The 21,428-nt window shown below is 33.0% G+C and carries 9 protein-coding genes; 6 read left to right on the top strand and 3 right to left on the bottom strand.

All coding sequences use genetic code 11. The annotated features are described in order from the left end of the window. Positions 1-26: 26 nt before the first annotated feature. The 3 genes from sprA to H6578_00790 all read right to left on the bottom strand — a co-directional run bounded on the left by sprA (position 27) and on the right by H6578_00790 (position 8,643). Positions 27-7,442, bottom strand: a complete 7,416-nt coding sequence (gene sprA, locus H6578_00800; GenBank protein ID MCB9225693.1) for a cell surface protein SprA — start codon at positions 7,440-7,442, stop codon at positions 27-29. 16 nt (positions 7,443-7,458) lie between these two features. Then, entirely contained in the window at positions 7,459-8,058 is a 600-nt protein-coding gene (ruvA, locus tag H6578_00795; GenBank protein MCB9225692.1) for a Holliday junction branch migration protein RuvA, read from the bottom strand. A gap of 66 nt (positions 8,059-8,124) precedes the next feature. Then, complete coding sequence (locus tag H6578_00790; GenBank protein MCB9225691.1) at positions 8,125-8,643, bottom strand: transposase; 519 nt, start codon at positions 8,641-8,643, stop codon at positions 8,125-8,127. A 351-nt stretch (positions 8,644-8,994) separates the two neighbouring features. Between H6578_00790 and H6578_00785 the strand changes: the two genes are divergently transcribed. The 6 genes from H6578_00785 to H6578_00760 all read left to right on the top strand — a co-directional run bounded on the left by H6578_00785 (position 8,995) and on the right by H6578_00760 (position 21,421). Further along, positions 8,995-11,775 carry a DEAD/DEAH box helicase gene (locus tag H6578_00785; GenBank protein MCB9225690.1) on the top strand — a complete coding sequence of 927 codons (2,781 nt, stop codon included), beginning with the start codon at positions 8,995-8,997 and terminating at the stop codon, positions 11,773-11,775. Positions 11,776-12,005: 230 nt separating this feature from the next. Further along, positions 12,006-14,618, top strand: coding sequence for a gliding motility-associated C-terminal domain-containing protein (locus tag H6578_00780; protein MCB9225689.1), 2,613 nt, complete (start codon positions 12,006-12,008; stop codon positions 14,616-14,618). A 390-nt stretch (positions 14,619-15,008) separates the two neighbouring features. After that, the gene (locus tag H6578_00775; protein ID MCB9225688.1) at positions 15,009-15,764 is read left to right on the top strand and encodes a glucose 1-dehydrogenase; all 756 of its coding nucleotides are present in this window, start codon (positions 15,009-15,011) and stop codon (positions 15,762-15,764) included. Positions 15,765-16,217: 453 nt separating this feature from the next. Next, the gene (locus H6578_00770; GenBank protein ID MCB9225687.1) at positions 16,218-16,967 is read left to right on the top strand and encodes a hypothetical protein; all 750 of its coding nucleotides are present in this window, start codon (positions 16,218-16,220) and stop codon (positions 16,965-16,967) included. Positions 16,968-17,019: 52 nt separating this feature from the next. Further along, entirely contained in the window at positions 17,020-18,063 is a 1,044-nt protein-coding gene (locus tag H6578_00765; GenBank protein MCB9225686.1) for an outer membrane beta-barrel protein, read from the top strand. A gap of 28 nt (positions 18,064-18,091) precedes the next feature. Next, the gene (locus tag H6578_00760; GenBank protein MCB9225685.1) at positions 18,092-21,421 is read left to right on the top strand and encodes a DUF4175 domain-containing protein; all 3,330 of its coding nucleotides are present in this window, start codon (positions 18,092-18,094) and stop codon (positions 21,419-21,421) included. Positions 21,422-21,428 lie beyond the last annotated feature (7 nt).

Genomic DNA, 21,428 nt, shown 5'->3' with positions numbered 1-21,428 from the left:
GCCCGTGAACAATTCTCGCTAAGTTTTTAGAAATTAGCTAAGCTAAATCTGAATGTTACTCCTGCTCGTGTAGTGGTGGTAGGGAAAGAGTTAGATGTTTTAGGAATTGTTCTTGTTCTGTCTAAGAAAATTCTTATGTTCATCTGCTTGCTTATTACATAATCTATAGATGGCGAAACGGTTATTACTTTAGCTCCACTTGTTGGTATTGAAATGCCTTGGTCTAATCGGTGGTTTACTATTACATTATCTCTATATGTAAAGTCAAATCGCATATTCAAATCGTTGTGCAATATTACTTTTTTACCCTTAAACTTAAATGGCATTTTTAACCCTTTTACTCTATAGCCTAATCCTGCGGTTATGGCTTCAGATTGATTTTCTATAAGCTGAAAATCGGTAAAATTAACCGTAGCTGTTCTTGATTTTTTATAATCAATACGAGCTTGCAAACCATTTTTAAAGGTCATATCAAAACCAATTAATGGATTTAACTGCTCGTTTATAACTATGTTAGGAATATTATAATATGTATAGTAGTTTCCATTTAATGAATCTACCGTATTAGGCGTAAAATAAGTATTATCGCCTTGATAATCGTAGTTGGTTTGGAAACTTGCTATTTGAATTACTGAGCTATAGCCATGTCTAATGCTGAAATTAGAGAATATTTTTTGAGCCCATTTAAACCTTGTTAAACCATTGTAGCTTATTTGCCAGTTTGGCAATGGAAAGTTTTTAAATGGATTTAATTTTACTTTATTAGCGTCTTTTCCTTGGTAAGCAGCTAAAAATGCAGGTATTAATACATCTTGCGAAGTAGGACCATATCCTTCTTTATAATTAGCATTTGAAGTAGAATCGCTTGGATTATAGAATGTGCCACTACTATTTCCGTTTTCGTACTGCATACGTTCAGAAATAATAGCTCTATTATCTAAAAACTGCTTATAGGTACTGTTTAGCCATGTTGTATCGTATTTTGTAAACATGGTTTTCCAAGTAATGGTAGAAATTTTATACGTACCCACATCTTGTGGAAGCGAATGCTCATATCCTGTATTTGAATCAAAAACTTTAAAAAACTGAGAGTGGTTTATAGAATTTGTTTTGTTTAATGTCAAATCTATTTGCAAATCTCTATACGGTTCTATCGTGGCTCTAATGTCTAAGTTTTGAGAATAGGTTTGCATAAATTTCTGGTTTTGCAATGAATCTTGCGAAATCCATCCATTATTAGCAGCTTCATCTAACCATGCATCTCTTTTAGAGGCATCAAAGTTTTTGAACCACTGGAAACCCGGCTGACCACCAAACACAAACCCCGGCCCCGGAGCTCGCTTGCTTTGCCTATCTAAACCTACAAAATCAGTATCCGGCATATAACCCGGCACGGTTGTACTTCTGTCTTCGGTATAAGAAACCGAAATTTTCTTTAAACTTACCAAAGGTTGCATTATGGCGTTTTCTAAAATACGTGCAGGAGCTTGCTTTTGTGCTCTGTCAGATTTTTTCTTCTTTATTTGCTTTCTTAAACTCTTTATTTTCTCTTTTTGAGTTTTCTTTTCTACTTTCTTCTCTTTTTTAGTAAGAACAGTATCTATTTTTAGTTCTGCTTTCAAATCTTTAAAAGCTTCTTTTTCCGCTTGCAGTTTTTCTTCTAAAGCTATTTTATCTTGCTTTAGTTTTTCTCTTGCTTTTACAGCTGTTTCACGTTTTTGCTGTGTGGCTTGTTTGTTTCCTGCGGTTGGATTTGTTCCTGTAAATTTCTTTAAATAAGGCACTTTTGAGTACAATTTATCAAAATTCCAATCGGTGTTAAATCTAAGTTGCTGGTTATTGCTCATTACATTCCCCAGTGGATTTTCAATATAATTTCCATCGGCATCAGCACGCAGTGGAGCCGCTATCCAGTTGAATCCGGAACCATAGCTAACCGTAGTATTTGTAAAATCTAAAAATGGCAATTTATTTAATGGCAATTTATAATTTACATTCAAATTTTGGTTAAACATAGTGGTTCTACCACCACGTTTTATGTTGTTCCAAATCTCTTGCTTTTCTTCTTTGGTATCTATTTTCCCGAAAGGTTCATCTATACGGGCTGCATTATTAGCGTTATAATCTATACTTAAAGATTTAAAAGGATTGTATTTAAAAGAATAAGACCTATCCCACGTAAAAAACTTATTAAAAGTGGTAGGCAATGTAAAATCATCACCTTCTAAAGTTCTTAAATTAAGCTCTCCATACTGCCTATTCATTTGTGTATTAAACGCCATAGTAGAAGGGAAGAAATTGACATTTAAATCTTTTATTATACTTAAAAATGGATTGGTGCTTTTAATAGCTTTTTTAAATGGATACAAATACTTAGGCTGCAAACTATGTGCATAGTCTATTTTTCCTAAATGTGTTTGTTCATAATCACTTTGTACAAACGGGTCGCTTTTTTCTATTACATTATAAGCATAAGAAAATCCAAGGTTTTCGGGGCTAAAGAAAAAGAGTCTCTTTTGTTTCTCTCCCGGTAGTTTTCTAACATTAGTAAAGTTAAAGCCTTTCCTTGTTACCAGCGTTTGTATCATCCTCTTATAGGTTAAAGCAGAGTCTTCGTTTAGTGTTTTTATAGAAGCTATTTGTTCTTTAGAGGTTAAATCTAACTGATAAGGGTCGTATTCTGGCGTGCTAAATGACTGAGATATACCGCCATAAAAAGGTATTTGTATGTTAGCTTTTGCCGGCAAAAACTTACCTAATTGAAGATTTGTATTAAAATCGTAAGAGTAAAAACGGTCTTGGTATCTTTCATCTACTTGCATATCTACTTGTCCAAAACCAATACTATGCATACTGGTGCTGAAATTAACGTTTCCTAAATCGGCAAGTTTTATAGATAAACTGGCTAAAGCTGCCGAACCGGGTCTTTCATCTAAGCCACTTAATCTAAACTCGTTAAACCAAACCTCTCCACATTGTGCGTTTCCATTATCTTCTCCCTGTATAGGATTGTTCGGATCGTTTTGCGAAGGGTTTTTTACTCCCAACATTACTATTTGTAGTGTTCCTAAATCCGGAATACCTTTTATGGTTACTATTTTTCCTGTGCTTGTAGTTGCACTATAAGGCACTGTTTTAGGCCAGCCAGCGGCATTTCTTGCTTTTTTAATTTCCGTTAACTCACTTAACGAAACATCAAATTTGTTGGCATCTGGCCATACGGTTGCTTTGTCTGCATCGTTATCGGCATATTGCCCGTCTGGAGTAAATACTAAAGGTGTTTCTATTTGATAATAATTACTTGTAAAATCAATACCAAAACGTATAAATGCGGTTAAAGCTCCATCTTGAGGCATTATTTCGCCCGGAAATCTATTGGCGTGTATGTCCATAATAACACGCTTGTAGTTTCTAAAATCTAAGTTTACATTTTTATATACCGCTCTTGAATCACCATCTTTTAAACCACAAACACTTGCAGCTAAAGATTGTTCGTTTTGAGCTACTAAAGTATTTGCATTATTTGCTACGCCTTGTTCTCTTAAAATATTTGGTGGCAATATATAATTTACGGGTTCTTTACCGCTGTTTTCTTCTACGTTAACTTGTGTTACATTAAAGAAAGTAGCATCTTCATCTACAGGCAAGTTTTCTGATGCTTCTGCTAATTCATATAAGTAGGTTCTCCATTGGTTTCTAACTAAATCTAAAGTTCCAAAACGAAGTGTTACAGAATCTTCCCAATTAGTTAAAAACATTCTTACATATTGTATTGATCTAAAATCCTGTATGCTTCCTACTTTGCTGGTATATTCGTGTATCGGTATTCTAAACTGATACCATTTCCACCCCGGTTGTGGTTCGTCAAAAAAATCATCTGGTCCAAATTCAGAAACAGAAACAATATAAGGATGGTTATCTACATCCATGCCGGGATACATGTCTATAGCATATTGAAAATATTGCTCGGTTTCGTTTAAAGAGTTATCTCTGTTTAAGTCTTCTATATCCGGATTATTAGAACCTGCGTATAATGTATTCCCTTCTAAAACAGGCGAGTTGCCGTGTGGATTATTAAAGTTAACATATCGCCCAATAATATCTGCCATATTATCGTACTGTGGGTCTAAATAATGGGTAAAGTTATCGGAAGCCGGATCGTTTTCTAATAATGATTTAGGAAGTGGGTCAACTTGTACATCATTTAAGAAACTCTGAAACTCCGTTCGCTCATCATCATCGTTTAATCCATCAAAACCAACATCTTGTGTAGGGCGAAGGTCCGGATTGTTATCAAAAGCATTATTAAGTGGCTGTGCCCGTGGTACTACTCCCCACGTAGTGCTATCCATTAAGCTTTGGTCGTTGCTAATGCCATTTTCATATAGCATTCGGGAGTCTTTTAAAATATCCTCACTTACATTACCTAAGTTTATATAAAGCTGCCCTCCTTTGCTATTGTCATTGTATATAAACGGATCCATTACCCAAAACTCTACATATTCTATATTGGCTACTTCAAAATTGTTATTGTCTATCCCTCTCATAATACCGCCCCAGCGTGTTTCGGGAGCTATTAATCGTCCGTCTGGTCTTACACCTCTACTGTATGGTACTGTTCCGCTATTACTTTCTTCAAAATTGTAAGGTCCTCTTTTTTCCGGTTCGTAGTTTAGGTCAAAAGTAAATACTTGTTGGTCTATACTGTTTCCTAAATCTCTATTAGGATATAATTCTGATTGGAAAATAGGACGCACATAGTGGTTGCTCAATACTTGTTTATTATTGTAAACCGCTTCCGGACTTTGACTTTTTTGGAAGAAAGAAGGATCTACATTATACCATGATAGCTTGGCTCTGTTAAATCCATAAGCAAAATCATTAAACTGGTCTGCCTCCGGAAATAGTATATTTCCCGATTTATCTGTAGCTCCTTTTGGTGTAGATGCCAATTTCCATGTTTGCGGACTTCCTTTTAAATCGTAAGAACTGCTTGAACCTTCAAAATCGTCTATATAAACCATAGGCTCTTTGTCTTGCTCTATAAATTTATTGTGCCCCGGGCGTAAGTGTGCCACTTCTCCTTGCAGAGATATATTTGACATTTCTTTTGTACTATAAATAGGAAGTTTGTCTAAGGCTCTGGTTAAAAACGGCACATCGGTTTGCATTCTAAAATCCAAGCCCATTATAGTATTGTTAATAGGGTCGCTGCCTAAATTTACTTTTTGCGAAAACGGACGTTCTTTCATTTTCATTATAGTACCACCAACAAAAACTTTGTCGGAAATTCTATAATCTAAACGCGAAGCCATTAATGACCGCTGCTGAAAACCAAACAAAGCATTGTTTTCGTAATCTACTTTAATTTGTTGCCCCGAGTTTAATAATCCTTCATTTATAATAGTTACTACTCCTAAGTTATAATCTACGGTATAATCTTGCCCTTCGGTTAGTCTTATTCCTCCTAAAGAAACGGTTACGGAATTTTCGGGCAACTGAAATGCCCCTAACTGTATTCTATTGCCACCGCTACCTTGGTATTTTCCTTTAATACTAAACCTATTTAGCTCTGGCGACTGCTGTGCCACCCACAAAGTGGAATCGTATAGTACATTAAAAACATAATCATCTACTAAATCGGCATTGCCGGCATCTATTAATTTTTGTTCTAAATGACTACCAAAGGGTTCTACAACAGGAAATATTAACCGCCCGTTTTGTGGGTTTATTGTTACTCCCGGTATGTAATCAAATAATCCATCGGGCTGAGGGTCACCTTGGTTATTTAATCGGTCTAAGTTCATAACACGAATTAACTGCTGGTCGCTTAAATTTCCTTTAGGTATAAATCTTTTTAGCCCTCCTCCCGGGTCTAAATAAAATATGTCTAATCTAAAATCTGTTTGACTTATTTGATAAGCACCTAAGGCATAAATGTTTTTCATCATCAAATCCCACATTGGCAAATCGGGACGAATAGATGAGCTACGCAACATTTTTAAATACAATACTTCAGAAGCAGAAGAAGAATCCGGTGGAACATTTCTTGACAGCTCTCCTACTTGATAAACTTGCCCATTGTAAGTATATTTAAAAGCTACACCTAATACTTGGTTGGGTTGCAATGCTGTTTGTAATGAAATATACCCCAGCTCTCTATTTAAAATATATTCTGAGCTTGATAATAATCGGGCATAAGTTTTTTCGTAATCTCTTACACTTTCAAATGTAGGATATTGGCTTTGCAAACCACTTGCTACATTGCTACTCAATCGTAAATTTTGATTCATTACTAAGGTAGTATATAAATCATTGGCTTTATTATCGGGTAAAGTATTGCCGGCTAAAGGATGTACAGCCGGACTATATGGGTCGGTTTCTCCTAAATCTTGAAAAGCCACTACATCTCTAACTCCATTGGTTTGCCCTGTACGGTTAGTAACCCACACTTCTATTTCTTCTATATTAACTTGCGATAAAATATTAGGAATTTGAGCTAATGAATTATCGTAATTGTTTCTAAAAAATTGGGTTAAAAAAAAGTGTTTATCACTTTCATATTGATCGGCTTTTATTTCAAAATTTTGCAACTGAGCACCATCTTCAACTATAATAGATTTTTTTTGCGATTGCTGCTCTGCCACTACGTTGGTCATAGTAAGCCTTCCAAAACGAAGCTGTGCTTTTATACCTCTTAAACTTTGTGCTCCTGTAATTAGCTGAGTTTGCAATGGGAAACTTACATTTCCTGCTTCTACTAATTGTATAATATCATCTTCTTGTCCTTGATATTGCAATTTAAACTGGTTATCAAAAGAAAAACCGGTTTGATTGTTATACTTTATTGTCATGGATAAAGCATCACCAATTTTTCCGGTTACATTCATATTGATATTCATATCAAAATCAAAACCGCCTTGTGTCCTTGCTCGCTTAGGCAAGCTTGGGTTGTCGTATTTTTGAACATTGCCACCTAAGGTTAGCTCCACATTTCCTTGTGGGCGTATATCTATAGTTAAACCTCTAAAAATACCGCCTGCTTTTTTAGGGTTATAACTTGGTTCAAAAGGCAAATCTATATTTTTATCTCTTAGGCTTCTTTCTGTGTTTGTCCTTGATTTCCAATACTGCTTGTTTTCATCTTTTAAAGTATAATCCATATACTCATCAAAAGACATATACTGCGGTGGGCGTATATTTCTACCATTTACTTTTTCAGTAATAACGTAAGAATCTGTAGCCGGGTCGTAATTAACTTCTCTTTCTATAGCTTCCGGATCGTTTAAATAAAAAGGATTAGGATTGGGGTCTGTTAAAAAATTGCCCTCACGTTCTTCTAATGGATATGGCAGGTTTTGATTGGTTGAATCTTGAGCCAACAACCTTCCTCCTTCTATACAAAAAACTACCAATAATATTATTAATGCTCTAATATTCACTTGATTTTAGTACCTGTTATAATAGTTTTAAACTTAGTTTAATGATTTGTTCTACAGTATCTGCTTCGGGATAATCTCTTTGCACTTGATTTATTGTTTTTACACAAGTAGCTTTATTAAACCCTAAAGAAACTAATGCTGTTAACGCCTCTTCTTTTACGGTATTGCTTATAACGCCTTTTTCTTGTTCAAATTGTGGCATTTTATCTAATTTATCTTTTAATTCTAAGATAATTCGTTGTGCAGATTTGGGTCCAATACCTTTAATACTTTTTAGTAAACCTACATCTCCACTTGTTATGGCACTACTAATTTCGGCTGTTTTGTATGTAGAAAGCATCATTATGGCGGTAGATGAACCTACGCCCGATACGGATAAAAGTTTTTCAAACAAATCTCTTTCTTTTTCTTCATAAAATCCATAAAGTAAAAAAGCCGAAACACTTTGGTTTTCATTTTTTACTACCATGTGGGTAAATAACACACATTCTTTGGCATCTTTAATTTTTTCGTAAGTTTGTAAACTTACAAAAACCTGATAACCAACACCTTGCACTTCTACAAATACAAAAGTAGGTGTTTTATGAGCTAATTTACCTTTTAAATACGCTATCATAGAACTTGCGAATTTAGCAATTATTAACGAAGTAAACGAATATATTAGTGTAAGTGAATATAAATTCTACAAATTAAGAGTGTTTTGACGAAAAAATAAGGCGTCTGTCTTGTTATTTTTTCCCCGTTTAGGGTCTCTCGGAGAGGAACCTAAACCACACTTAAATTTACAAAATTGTTGCGTGAGACACGCACCATGGCTGAAAGGGTTTTTGTGTATATAATCTACCTTTTGCACTGCTATTATCCTATTTTGCATTTCTATAGTTTTAGAACGTCTTTTCCAAAATTGATATTCTCTATCATTTTGAGTAGAAATATACAAATTTAATTTTAGTTTGTTGTGTTTAACCAAATATTTTCTAATCATAGAAGCGATAAAACTTTTGAAACTCGCTCCAATATCATACGTTTCATCTAAATGTGTCCATAAAATATGAACATGATTTGGCATAATAACAAAGGCGTGTATTTGAACTTTTTTATTTGTCACCAACCACTCCATAGATTGAAGAAGTATAATTTTTATCTCATCATCTTCAAAAAGGTTTTTCCAATCCTTCGCTGTAGCTGTAAAGAAATACATTGCTTAAAGATACGTTTAAAAGCGGAATAAGTGGAATCGGCAGGGATGCCGACCACAGGAAAAGCTATACCCATTGCTAATTCAAAATAGTTACGCCCTTCAAGGTGTTATTACCTTAAAGATGAAACATTTGCTCCATCGTTTAAAGTCTTGGTATAAATATTTTTTTAGCCTTGGTGCGTGAGACACGCACCAAGGCTAAAAAAAACTGCAACAGAAATACAATACTTTTTATTGTTTTACTGCCTTATACTTACCTTTGCCTTCCCTATGGCAAAATAAAAAATACAAGTAGAAAAAGCCTTACTGTTTGATGGCGAATCTTTAAACCGATTAGACAATCCGTTTAAGGTGCTTTATATAATTAAAGAGCCTAACAAACCTACCCGATTTAAAGCCACAGAAGCCACCATTAAAGAACTCAATTCTTTTAAAAGTACTTTAGCCAATAGCAAAACGCTTAATTTTCAATTTCTTTCTGCTGAGTATTTTGAAAGCGTTTTTAACGAAGCTAGCAAAAAATGGACGTATTCTAATAAACGGAAAACGCAAAGTGCATTTGTACTTCAAATTATACACCGAGAGTTACGCAGTGCTTTTCTTAGCCTGCAAGGAATTGCCGATTTGCCTTTTTACCAACGCTGTGCGGAAACAAACGGCAAGCGGTATATTTCGCAGCGAGCCACCATTGAAGCAGAAAAACCGCAAATAGAAGTGCAAGCCACCCTCAAAAATGGCGTGTATAATCTTAACTGCATCATTCAAATTAACAATCAATGGTATAATTTAGATGATTTTGAGCAGTTGGGTGCTTTGCTCCGCTTAAACAATAAATGGTATGTGGCAAGTAGTAATGAGATACAGTTGTTCAACAAACTTTCTGAAATAAACCAAAAAGAATTTCGGCACGATGCCAAGCTCTTTTTAGAAAACGTAATTGTACCCATAGAACAAACCCACAAAGTAAATCGTACAAACTGTTTTCCTATAGAAGAAATACATGTAGAACCACAAAAAGCCGTTTATTTAAGCGAAATAAGTGGGCAGTTTTTAACCCTAAATCCGCAGTTTTCTTATGATGGATTTACCGTTGAAGGCGAATTTCATCCCTACAAAATGTTTAACATTAAAGGGAAAGAATATAAGGTGGTTCGCAATGAAACTGTAGAAAAAACATTTAGCAAACACTTGCAGTCGCTACACCCAAATTTTGCCAAGCAGTTTAATAATTCCTATTTCCTATCTTTTGCCGATGCTAAAAAGAAAGATTGGTTTTTAAAGGTTTATCATCAACTTTTAGATGAAGAGTGCAATATTTTAGGCATGGAATTTATGCAGCATTTTCGTTTTTCCGAACACCCTATTGAAACCGAAAGCAAGCTACTTAAAACAGAAGGTGTTTTGCTATTTTTTTCTATGAAAGTGAGCTTTGGCAAAGAAAAAGTGGCACTAAAAGATTTGCGTAAGGCATTATTGAGCAATAGTTCGCATGTTTTATTAAAAGACAGTAGCTTAGGCGTATTAACAGATGAGTGGAAAACAAAATATGGTACGCTAATAAAGCACGGCAAATTAAAAAACAATGAAATAGAAATTCCGCAATGGATAGTTTTTGCCAATAAAGATTTGGTGCAAGAAAATGTGGGTTTAAAACAAATTTCGCAAAACTGGTGGGGCAAATGGCAAAAATGGCAAGAGGAGGAAAAGTGTTTTCCCGAACCTAAAAAACTGAAAGCCACCTTGCGTCCTTACCAACAAAAAGGCTATGAATGGCTTGTTTTATTAAGTGAAATACAAGCTGGAGCTTGCCTGGCAGACGATATGGGTTTAGGAAAAACCCTACAAACCATTAGCTTTTTAGCCCACTTGCAAGAGCAAAAAACGGATGCTCATTTTTTAATAGTTTGTCCTTCATCATTAATTTATAATTGGAAGCAAGAAATAGAAAAATTTGCTCCTCATTTAAGTACATACATTCATCATGGTTCGCAAAGAAATTTAGAAGATTTTTTTAGTGAAGAAGCACAAGTTTTAATAACAGGCTATGCCACTTTACGCAATGATATAGAACAGTTTTCTGCCGTTATGTGGGATGCCTTGGTGCTGGACGAAAGCCATTATATAAAAAACTTGCAAGCTAAAACTACCAAAGCTATTTACCAACTACACAGCAAAACTAAAGTGGCTTTAAGTGGCACGCCTATACTTAACAATACCTTTGATTTATATAGCCAAATTAACTTTTTATTGCCCGATTTTTTGGGTGGGCAAGAGTTTTTTAGAAACGAATATGCCAACCCCATAGATAAGCAAGGGAATAAAGAAAAAATAGAAGTCCTTAGCAAACTAACGGCTCCGTTTATTTTAAGGCGAACCAAAAAACAAGTGGCTACCGATTTGCCTCCTAAAACGGAAAGTATTATGTGGTGCACCATGAGCCAAGAGCAACAAGATGCTTATGAATATATTAAGGTGCGTATAAGAGACAGTATCTTTTTACAAATAAAAAATGAAGGGTTTAGCGGCAGTAAAATGGGTATTTTGGCAGGCATTACCAAGTTAAAACAAATTTGCGATTCGCCACAACTGGTGCAAGATGCAGAAATAGGAACGGCAAAATCGGTTAAAATGGAACGCTTGCTAAATGAACTTGAAAACAATCTGCAAGGCAATAAAGTGTTGGTATTTTCGCAATTTAACAGCATGCTTAAAATTCTTGCAGAGGAAATGAATGAACGCAATATTAATCATTTTCATTTAAGTGGCGAAACACCCATAGAAAAACGTGCAGAAATGATAGAGGAGTTTCAAAGTGAGCAAAATCATACTACTATTTTTCTATTATCGTTAAAGGCGGGCAATGCGGGGATAACCCTTACTGCTGCCGATTATGTGTTTTTGCTTGACCCATGGTGGAATACCGCCATTGAGCAGCAAGCCATAGACCGTACGCACCGCATAGGGCAAGATAAACATGTGTTTGCCTACAAAATGATTTGCAAAAATACCATAGAAGAAAAAATCATTCAGCTACAAAGCAAAAAGCAGTTTGTAAGCGATGAATTAATTAAAGAAGAAGACGGCTTTGTAAAACAACTCAGCGAAGAAGATATTGCATTTTTGCTGGAATAGGGAGTTAAAGGAATATGGATATCATTGTATAAAAACGATGGTTTCAACCGAGTTTTAGTCAAATTGTATAAGCATTATTTTTCTACTCATTTTTTAGATATACAAAAAAAATTATTACTTTTGAGATAATGAAGAGACTATTGGTCATATTATTAGCTTGTTTATATACTGTCAATGTAAATAGTCAATGTACAAATTCTGTCGATTCTATAATTACACCTCCATATATTATGTGTCATAAGGATTCTATCCATGTTTCCACAGTTGGACAAGGTTTTGTAATGCCGGGATACACAAAGTTTTATGCTATTTTTTCTGATTCAATTTGTGATAGTAGCCATTTGGTTTATTTTAGCACGATTCCTATTTTAAATAATTTACCAAGTAACCTACCTAGTTGTGGTATTTATTATTATTTTGTTGTAGTTTCCGATTTTAATACATCAAACAGTATTGATTTTAACAATCCGTGTTTAGTTAATTCTAATGGAATACCCTTTATGTTTAACAAAAGTATTGTGTCTATGCTGGGAGGAACTATTACTGTACCAGGCAACACAGGAAATTTGGATTGTGAAAACAACTATGTATTTTGTAGTGATGTATCTACATTTGGTATAGATGCGTGCATACCAAATACGTGGAGTAATATAGGTAATATACAAAATGCTATTGCTAATGGTGGTCCCTGCGATTTTTCACCTTACTATGTGTATGATACAGTAGTATTACCTTATTGTGTTTTAAAAACAGAGTGGTACGATACAACTTGGCTTCCCGCAAGTAATGCTCCTGCCGGATGTTATGTCAATGGAGATACCATCTTTTATAATTCTGACACCCTTATTTTTTCGGATATACATTCTACCTCTCCTAATATTCAAGTATTAAATCAGCCCATTATCAATTCTTCACTTCATTTACAATATGCGGCAGTATATCATGTAATTTATGATACATTGCCCGGTCCGTGTGTTTTTTATGTAGCTTTAAATAATTGTGATGAAACTTTAATGAGCACCACTATAATTGGTTCCATATATGCCAACATTGATTTTAATCCGCCAAATCCCTTACAGGTTTCCTATGCACCTATTTCTGAGCCATGTTATTGCGGCACAGAAATTACAATTTACAATGGTGTTGCTCCATTTGTATTAAATGGCAATTACACACCTGATGCTTATAATCCATCGGGAATCATTACTTATATAAATGATACAGTAACTGATTTAAGTTTTTTAACGAATATTTATCCGCCAACTTATTGGTTTGATAATTTAGAAATAACCGACTTATGCGGAAGTTCGGTTACTATTAATGGAGGATTAATGGGCGATTGGACTTATCAATTCGATTTTAATAATTACTACCCTTTAATTCAGCAAAATAGTTGTGGGTTAGTAGATTTTTCATTTTCGGTTAATAATTCTACATTGTGTGGTTATTATGATTTTTTTGTGAATGATGATAACGGAACTTATGTGCCATGTAATAATTGTTCTGTTAGCAATGGGACTTTTTCTTATGCCGATTTAACAGAAGGTTGGTATTATGTTGGATATTCTGCATGTTATGGCGATAATATCTTTGTGGATTCATTTGAAGTAATATGGAGTCCAAGTTGTGATGATAATGACTGCACCACATTAGATACTTATAACACACAAAGTTGCATGTGTGAACATACCCCTATACCACCTCCAAGTTGTGATGATAATGACTGCACCACATTAGATACTTATAACACACAAAGTTGCATGTGTGAACATACCCCTATACCACCTCCAAGTTGTGATGATAATGACTGCACCACATTAGATACTTATAACACACAAAGTTGCATGTGTGAACATACCCCTATACCACCTCCAAGTTGTGATGATAATGACTGCACCACATTAGATACTTATAACACACAAAGTTGCATGTGTGAACATACCCCTATACCACCTCCAAGTTGTGATGATAATGACTGCACCACATTAGATACTTATAACACACAAAGTTGCATGTGTGAACATACCCCTATACCACCTCCAAATTGTGATGATAATGACTGCACTACATTAGATACTTATAATACGCAAAGTTGCATGTGTGAACATACCCCTATACCACCTCCAAGTTGTGATGATAATGACTGCACTACATTAGATACGTATAACACACAAAGTTGCATGTGTGAACATACCCCTATACCACCTCCAAGTTGTGATGATAATGACTGCACCACATTAGATACTTATAATACGCAAAGTTGCATGTGTGAACATACCCCTATACCACCTCCAAGTTGTGATGATAATGACTGCACCACATTAGATACTTATAATACGCAAAGTTGTATGTGTGAACATACCCCTATACCACCTCCAAGTTGTGATGATAATGACTGCACTACATTAGATACTTATAATACGCAAAATTGCATGTGTGAACATACCCCTATACCTCTTCCAAATTGCACAGACAATTTAGTTGCAACTAGTGAATATTATGATACTATATTATGTGAATGTCATTATGACACTATTCAAACAGAAGATTGCAAAATAACAATACCAGATGCGTTTTCTCCTAATGACGATAACTTAAATGATTATTTTAGCCCTATAATTGAATGTAATTTTGATTATTTAGTAGCGTTTAAAATATATAATAGATGGGGCGATATGGTATTTGATTCGGATAAATCAAGTTTAAAAAAATGGAATGGTACTATAAATGGAATAAAGCAAACACCTGATAATTACATTGTTGTGGGTCAAGTAAAATTATATCAAAATTCTAATGTTGTTCAAACTGTACCTTTTAAAACAAACCTTCTATTAGTTAGATAATTAAATTATCTCCGTGAATTTGTAAGCGATGAATTAATTAAAGAAGAAGACGGCTTTGTAAAACAACTCAGCGAAGAAGATATTGTGTTTTTGTTGGAGTAGGCCTATAATACCGATTAGGAATATATAATAGTCCAATTTCGGTTGCACCTTATTGTACTAAATATATTGCTCTATCGGCATTTACCATTGTAAAACACAAAATAGATTAGACTATTTTGTGTTGACAATTGGTATAAAATATTTTTTTTAACTACTATAAAAACTTAAAAAGGCTTAAAAATCAATTTTTATCAAAACCATTTAATCTTAACATTTGTTTTATTATATAGAGTGTGTAATATTAAACACATTATAAAATTAATTTTTAAATATATAAAACTCATAAAAATGAAAAAAAGATTAGAAAACAAAGTAGCTATTGTAACGGGTGCCGGTTCTGGAATTGGACGTGCTGTTGCTATTTCTTATGCCAATGAAGGTGCTAAAGTAGTGGTATCTGATATTAGTGAAAAAGGTGGTAATGAAACCGTAAAATTAATAAAGAATAATGGCGGTACGGCTTCCTTTTTTAAAGCAAATGTAGCCAGTGCTACAGACAGCGAAAACCTTGTTAATTTTGCATTAAAAGAATACGGGAAGTTAGACATAGCTTTTAATAATGCCGGAATAGCCGGAGAACAAAATTTTACGGGTGATTATTCTTTAGACGGCTGGAAAAAAGTAATAGATATAAACCTCAACGGAGTATTTTACGGATGTAAATACCAATTAAAAGCTATGGAAAAAAATGGTGGTGGCGTTATAGTAAATATGGCTTCTATACACGGTGCTGTGGCAGCCATACAATCAAGTGCTTATACTACCACAAAACATGCCGTAGTAGGACTTACTAAAAACATAGCCGCAGAATATGCCACAAAAAATATCCGTTGCAATGCCGTAGGTCCCGGTTATATTAACACTCCTCTTTTAGAAAACAATTTAAGCACAGAAATGTTAGAAGCACTAAAGCAAAAACATCCTATGGGTAGGTTAGGAACTGCCGAAGAAGTTGCAGATTTAGTGTTGTTTTTAAGTTCCGACCAATCTTCATTTATAACAGGTTCTTACCATTTAGTAGATGGTGGATATACTGCGGTATAAGTAGTATTTAAAACACCCTTTTGGTCAAAAAATGCTAAAAGGGTGTTTCTTTTACAAAAGTATAACTCCTTTTTCCACCTTTTACTAAACAAACCTGTTAATAACGCTGTTAATTGCTGTAAATAAAATTTTAAAAGTTGATTTGCGTAATAAAAATAAAATACAAGCCATGCAAATATTAAGTGCCGTGTTAAATAAAAGTAAAATACCAACATCTTTTTAACTACCATTTTCACTAATTTTTATACACTTTTGCCTGTTAATAGCGTTAATAACTATTGTTAACTAATAGCATAATTCTTTTAAAAATAAAGCACTTATGCTGTGAGTAATTTTATATTTTTGTGGACAAGATTATTTTTTACACTTTATTACTAAAACCTAAGAAAAGTTTTACCACTATTCACACAGTTAATAATAAAAAGAAAGAAAAAAATTTATAATCAATTTATAATGGGAAGATTAAAATTGTGGATTACTTTTAGTTTTATCACTTTATTTTTTTACTTTATGTATGCTCAACAAAATTTTTTAGGAGAACAATTAAAGTTTGAAAGAGTTCAAATGGCTTATACTGCTTCTTTTGAAAACTTAAAAAACGATTTTGCTTCTAAAAATATACCTTTTTCTTCTTACTCTATACTATTAAGAGCTTTTAAGGCTGAAGGAGAATTAGAAATTTGGGTAAAAAATGAAAATACTGATTTTAAACTGTTTAAAACATATAAAATATGTAAACCCAGCGGTACTTTGGGACCTAAATATAAACAAGGTGATAAGCAAGTGCCGGAAGGATATTATTATATAGATAGATTTAATCCTGTTAGTGATTTTTGGTTGAGTTTAGGAATAAATTATCCAAATATGGCAGATTCAATTAGAAGTACAGCTACTAATTTAGGTGGCGATATTTTTATACATGGCAATTGTGTTACGGTAGGTTGCTTGCCTATGACAGATAAAATAATGAGTGAAATTTATGTATTAAATGTTTTAGCTAAAAATAATGGGCAAGAGCAAATACCTGTTCATATTTATCCATATCGTTTTTCAGAAATAAAAAATTCTATCTTTAAATATATGTTTCCAAAGTATGTTGATTTTTGGAAAACTATAGAAGAAGAGTACAATTATTTTAATGAAAATCATAAAATACCTCAAATAAATGTAAATAATGAAGGTAATTATGTTTTTGATTATTAAATATTTAGAAATATTTTTAATTTTCAAGGTTAAAACCAAATCTTTATAAAAAATGAGAAATTTATTACTGTTATTATGCGTGTTTTCTTTTGCATTTTTAAGTGCTCAATCTGAAACTAAAACTAAAGAAAAAAAAGGACGTGCTTATTTTACTTTTAAAACCGGATATACTTTTCCTGTTGCCAAAACCACTGTGGGTTCTCCCAAGCCGGAGTTAGGAAAATTGTTAATTAGGAGCAATGATGACCCTAATAATTATCAATATTCAGAAAAGCAACCTTTTGGAACAAGAGGAGCTGGTTTTCAAGTAGCTGGTTCGGTAGGATATATGTTTATAGATAACTTTGGCTTAGAAATGGAGTTTTCATTTTTAAGAAGTTCTAAAATTTTAGATGCCAGAAGAGATGAAACTAATGCTGCCGGACTTAATTATTTTGCTGAGCAATATTCTTATACTAATATGGTGCGTATGGCTCCTATGGTGGTTGTAAGTGGAAATCCTAATAAAAAGTTTACACCTTATGGTAAGTTTGGTATTTTATTGCCTTTTGCAGGAAAAACAATAGTAGAAGCTACCATAAATGACAAAACAGGTGTAATGGCAGATAATACTTTACCTTTATTAAATAAAGAATTAGCGGATAGTATTGCCAGCCATGGTTTAAATATTCCTATTCCTACAGAAACTTACATAAAAGCAAAAACTGCCGGTCAGTTTTCTATAGGTTTTGCAGCCAGAGTGGGTTGTACTTATAATATTACTCCAAAATGGTCGGTTTTTGCAGAAGCAGAAATGAATATGCTAACTATTAAAGCAAAAGATACAAAATTTGTTGATTTTTCAACAGAAACTCCAGAAGACCTTATAGCTGCTGCGGAAATAATATTAGGAATGGAAAATATTCAAAGCAAATACGGAATGGAAGATTTACCGGAAATTTTGCGTGTTACAGAATATAAAAATGAGATAACTGAAACTTCTAACTCTTCTTATAATTATGCCAGAAAAGACGAACCATTAGAGCAAGTTACTTTCAGAGATTCTTACAATTCTTTTGGTTTTATGTTGGGTTTTAAATATAATTTTGGAAAATAGAATAATCAAAAAATAGTAATAGAATAGAATGATAGGGGATAGTTATTCATATTTAATTAAAAAACTTGACGAGTTTATAAGGAAGTATTACTTTAATAAATTACTAAAAGGTATTTTATTTAGTATAGCTATCATTTTAGTTTATTTCTTAGTTATTATTTTAGCCGAAAATCAGTTTTATTTTTCTACAGTATTTAGAAAAGTATTGTTTTTTTCATTTTTAGCTTTAAGTTTAGCTATTATTGTTTATTACATTGTTAATCCTTTATTTAAGCTAAATCATTTTGGTAAAATAATAAGCCACCAGCAAGCTGCTGAAATTATAGGGCGATATTTTAAAAATGTAGAAGATAAACTTTTAAATATTTTACAGCTTAAAGATGCTTCACTTAGTTTGCAAGATGCATCTTTAATACAAGCCAGTATAGACCAAAAATCAAACACTTTAAAACCTATACCTTTTACTAATGCAGTAGATTTAAACGAAAACAAAAAATACTTAAAATATGCTGTTCCGCCATTATTGGTTTTGTTGTTTTTATTTTTGTGGCAACCCAGTATTGTTAAAAATAGTACAGATAGATTAATAAGAAATAATACTACTTTTGTAAAACCTGCTCCTTTTACTTTTAATATAAAAAATGAAAGTTTAACGGCATTACAATTTGAAGATTATAAATTAGATATTGAAGTTTCGGGTAGTGAGCTGCCGGTTAATGTGTATGTGGTAAAAGATGGAATTAAAAATAGTATGCAAAAATTAAACACTAATAATTTTTCTTATATTTTTTCAAATGTTCAAAGCAATATAAAATTTTATTTTGAAGGTTCCGGTTTTACTTCAGGCGAGTATGAAATTGAAGTAAAGGAAAAACCAATTATTAAAAACTTTCAGTTAAAAGTTGATTATCCAAATTATTTAGGATTAAATGATAAAACATATATAAATGAAGGCGATATAAGCGTGCCGGAAGGAAGTAAAATTCAGTGGATATTTGATGCTCAGGCAACGGATAAAATTTCTGTGCAATTCTCAGACACTTCATTTACGCAAAATAATACAGGAAATAACACTTTTATTTTTGATAAAACATTGTATAATAGTGATAAATATATAGTTAAAATAATAAATAATAATGTTGAAAAAATAGACTCATCTGCCTTCAATATTTCTGTAGTTAAAGACAATTATCCCGAAATTGAGGTAGAAGCCTTTCAAGATAGCACTAATAATGATGTTTATTTTTATATAGGAAAAATTATAGATGATTATGGATTAACTAAACTTATTTTAAATTATACTATTTCAAATAATGAAGGAAATAAAATTAGAAAAATAATAAACATACCTTTTTCACGTGGAACAGCAAGCGATTTTTCTTACTACTGGAATTTAAAAGAAATAGGAGTAGAGCCGGGCGATAAATTAGATTATTATTTTCAGGTTTTTGATAACGATGCAGTAAATGGCAGTAAATCTACTAAAAGTAAATGGCTGAGTATAAAATTGGCAAGTAAAGAAGAAATGTCTGAAAACTCAGAGCAGCAGTTTGATAAAATAAAAGATGATTTAAAGAAAAGTATGCAGGAAAGTGCAGAGCTTCAAGAAGAACTTAAAAAAATACAAGAAGAATTATTGCAAAAAAATGAGCTGAGTTGGGAATCAAAAAAATCAATAGAAGATTTAATTAAGAAACAAGAAAACCTACAAAAGAAATTAGACGATATAAAATCTGACTATAAAGACAATGTAAATAAGCAAGAAGATTTTAAAAATGTAAGTCCGGAAATAAAGAAAAAGCAAGAGCAAATTCAGAAATTATTTGACAATGTTTTAGACGAAGAAACTAAGGCATTAATGGATAAGTTGCAAAAACTTATGGAAGAAATGAATAAAGAAGATGCACTTGAAAAAATGCAAGATATGCAGGTAAATGACGAAGACATAGAGGATGAGTTAGATAGAATGTTGGAGTTATTAAAAAAATTAGAGCAAGAGCAAAAAGTACAAGAAACTATAGAGAAGCTTAATGAATTATCAAAAAAGCAGGAAGAATTAAGTAAGAAAACAGCAGAAGGAAAAGAAGATAAAGAGCAATTAAAAAAAGAGCAAGAACAAATAAATGAAGAGTTTGAAAAACTGCAAGAAGAACTGAGTGAGTTGAATAAAGAAAGTGAGCAATTTGATTTAGATGAACAAGAAAAGCAAGGCGAAGAAATAAGTGAAGAATTGGAAAAAAGTAAAGAAGAATTAAATAAAGGGAATAATAAAAAATCTTCTGAAAGTCAGAAAGGAGCATCTGAAAAAATGAAAGAAATGGCAGATGCCATGCAGCAAATGATGGCATTTATGCAGCAAGCATCTACAGAGGAGGATATGGAGTCATTACGCCAGTTGCTTGAAAACTTGGTTTTACTTTCATTAGAAGAGGAAAGATTATTAGATGAATTTAAAGTAACAACTATAAATACACCAAAATACGTTCACTTAGTTCAAGACCAATTTAAGCTGATAGATGATTCTAAATTAGTAGAAGATAGTTTATTTGCTTTAGCTAAAAGAGTTTTTGAAATTGAAGCTTTTATTACAGATGAGATAAAAGACATCAACAGAAATTTAGATAAAGCTGTAAAGCAACTTGAAGATAGAAATGTAAGTAATGCTACTGTGAGCCAGCAGTATGTAATGACGGGCTATAATAATTTAGCATTAATGCTTAGCGAAGTTTTAAGTCAAATGCAACAGCAGATGGCTCAGCAAATGCAAGGCAATCAAATGTGCGAAAATCCTGGAAACAAACCGGGAAGTAAACCCGGAAAAATACCATCTTTAAAAAAGATGCAGCAACAGCTAAGCGATCAAATAAGCGAGATGAGCGAAATGATGAAAGAAGGAAGTTCGCCAGGAAGTAAATCCGGTAAAGGACAATCTGAAAAGTTGGCTAAAATGGCAGCCAAGCAGCAGGCTATACGTCAAAAATTAGAAGAGTTAAACCAAGAAGAAAATAAAGATGGAAAAGGAAGTTTGGGAAATCTTCAAAAGATAATAGACGATATGAAAGAGAATGAAGAGGATATAGTAAACAAGCAAATAACCAGCGAGCTGATAAAAAGACAGCAAGAGATAATGACGCGTTTGCTACAAGCAGAAAATGCCGAGAGAGAAAGAGATGAAAAAGAGGAAAGAAAATCTATAACGGCACAAGATTATGAGAAAACAACACCGCCATCGTTAGAAGAGTATATAAAGAAAAAACAAGGAAGTATAGAACTTTACAGGAGTATTCCGCCAAAGTTTAAATCTTTTTACAGAAAAATTTCTGAAAATTATTTCAAAAATGTTTCGGAAATTAATTAAAAAATTA

The sequence above is a fragment of the Chitinophagales bacterium genome (assembly GCA_020635995.1).
Lineage (GTDB): Bacteria > Bacteroidota > Bacteroidia > Chitinophagales > UBA8649 > JAFMKE01.
Note: the sequence above shows the minus strand (reverse complement) of the source record. Positions and strands in the feature narration are given on the sequence as shown.

Excerpts from the sequence above, each read along its gene's own strand:
- ruvA (MCB9225692.1), bottom strand. The coding sequence starts at position 8,058 with ATGATAGCGTATTTAAAAGGTAAATTAGCTCATAAAACACCTACTTTT.
- H6578_00790 (MCB9225691.1), bottom strand. The coding sequence starts at position 8,643 with ATGTATTTCTTTACAGCTACAGCGAAGGATTGGAAAAACCTTTTTGAA.
- H6578_00780 (MCB9225689.1), top strand. The coding sequence starts at position 12,006 with ATGTGTCATAAGGATTCTATCCATGTTTCCACAGTTGGACAAGGTTTT.
- H6578_00775 (MCB9225688.1), top strand. The coding sequence starts at position 15,009 with ATGAAAAAAAGATTAGAAAACAAAGTAGCTATTGTAACGGGTGCCGGT.
- H6578_00770 (MCB9225687.1), top strand. The coding sequence starts at position 16,218 with ATGGGAAGATTAAAATTGTGGATTACTTTTAGTTTTATCACTTTATTT.
- H6578_00765 (MCB9225686.1), top strand. The coding sequence starts at position 17,020 with ATGAGAAATTTATTACTGTTATTATGCGTGTTTTCTTTTGCATTTTTA.
- H6578_00760 (MCB9225685.1), top strand. The coding sequence starts at position 18,092 with ATGATAGGGGATAGTTATTCATATTTAATTAAAAAACTTGACGAGTTT.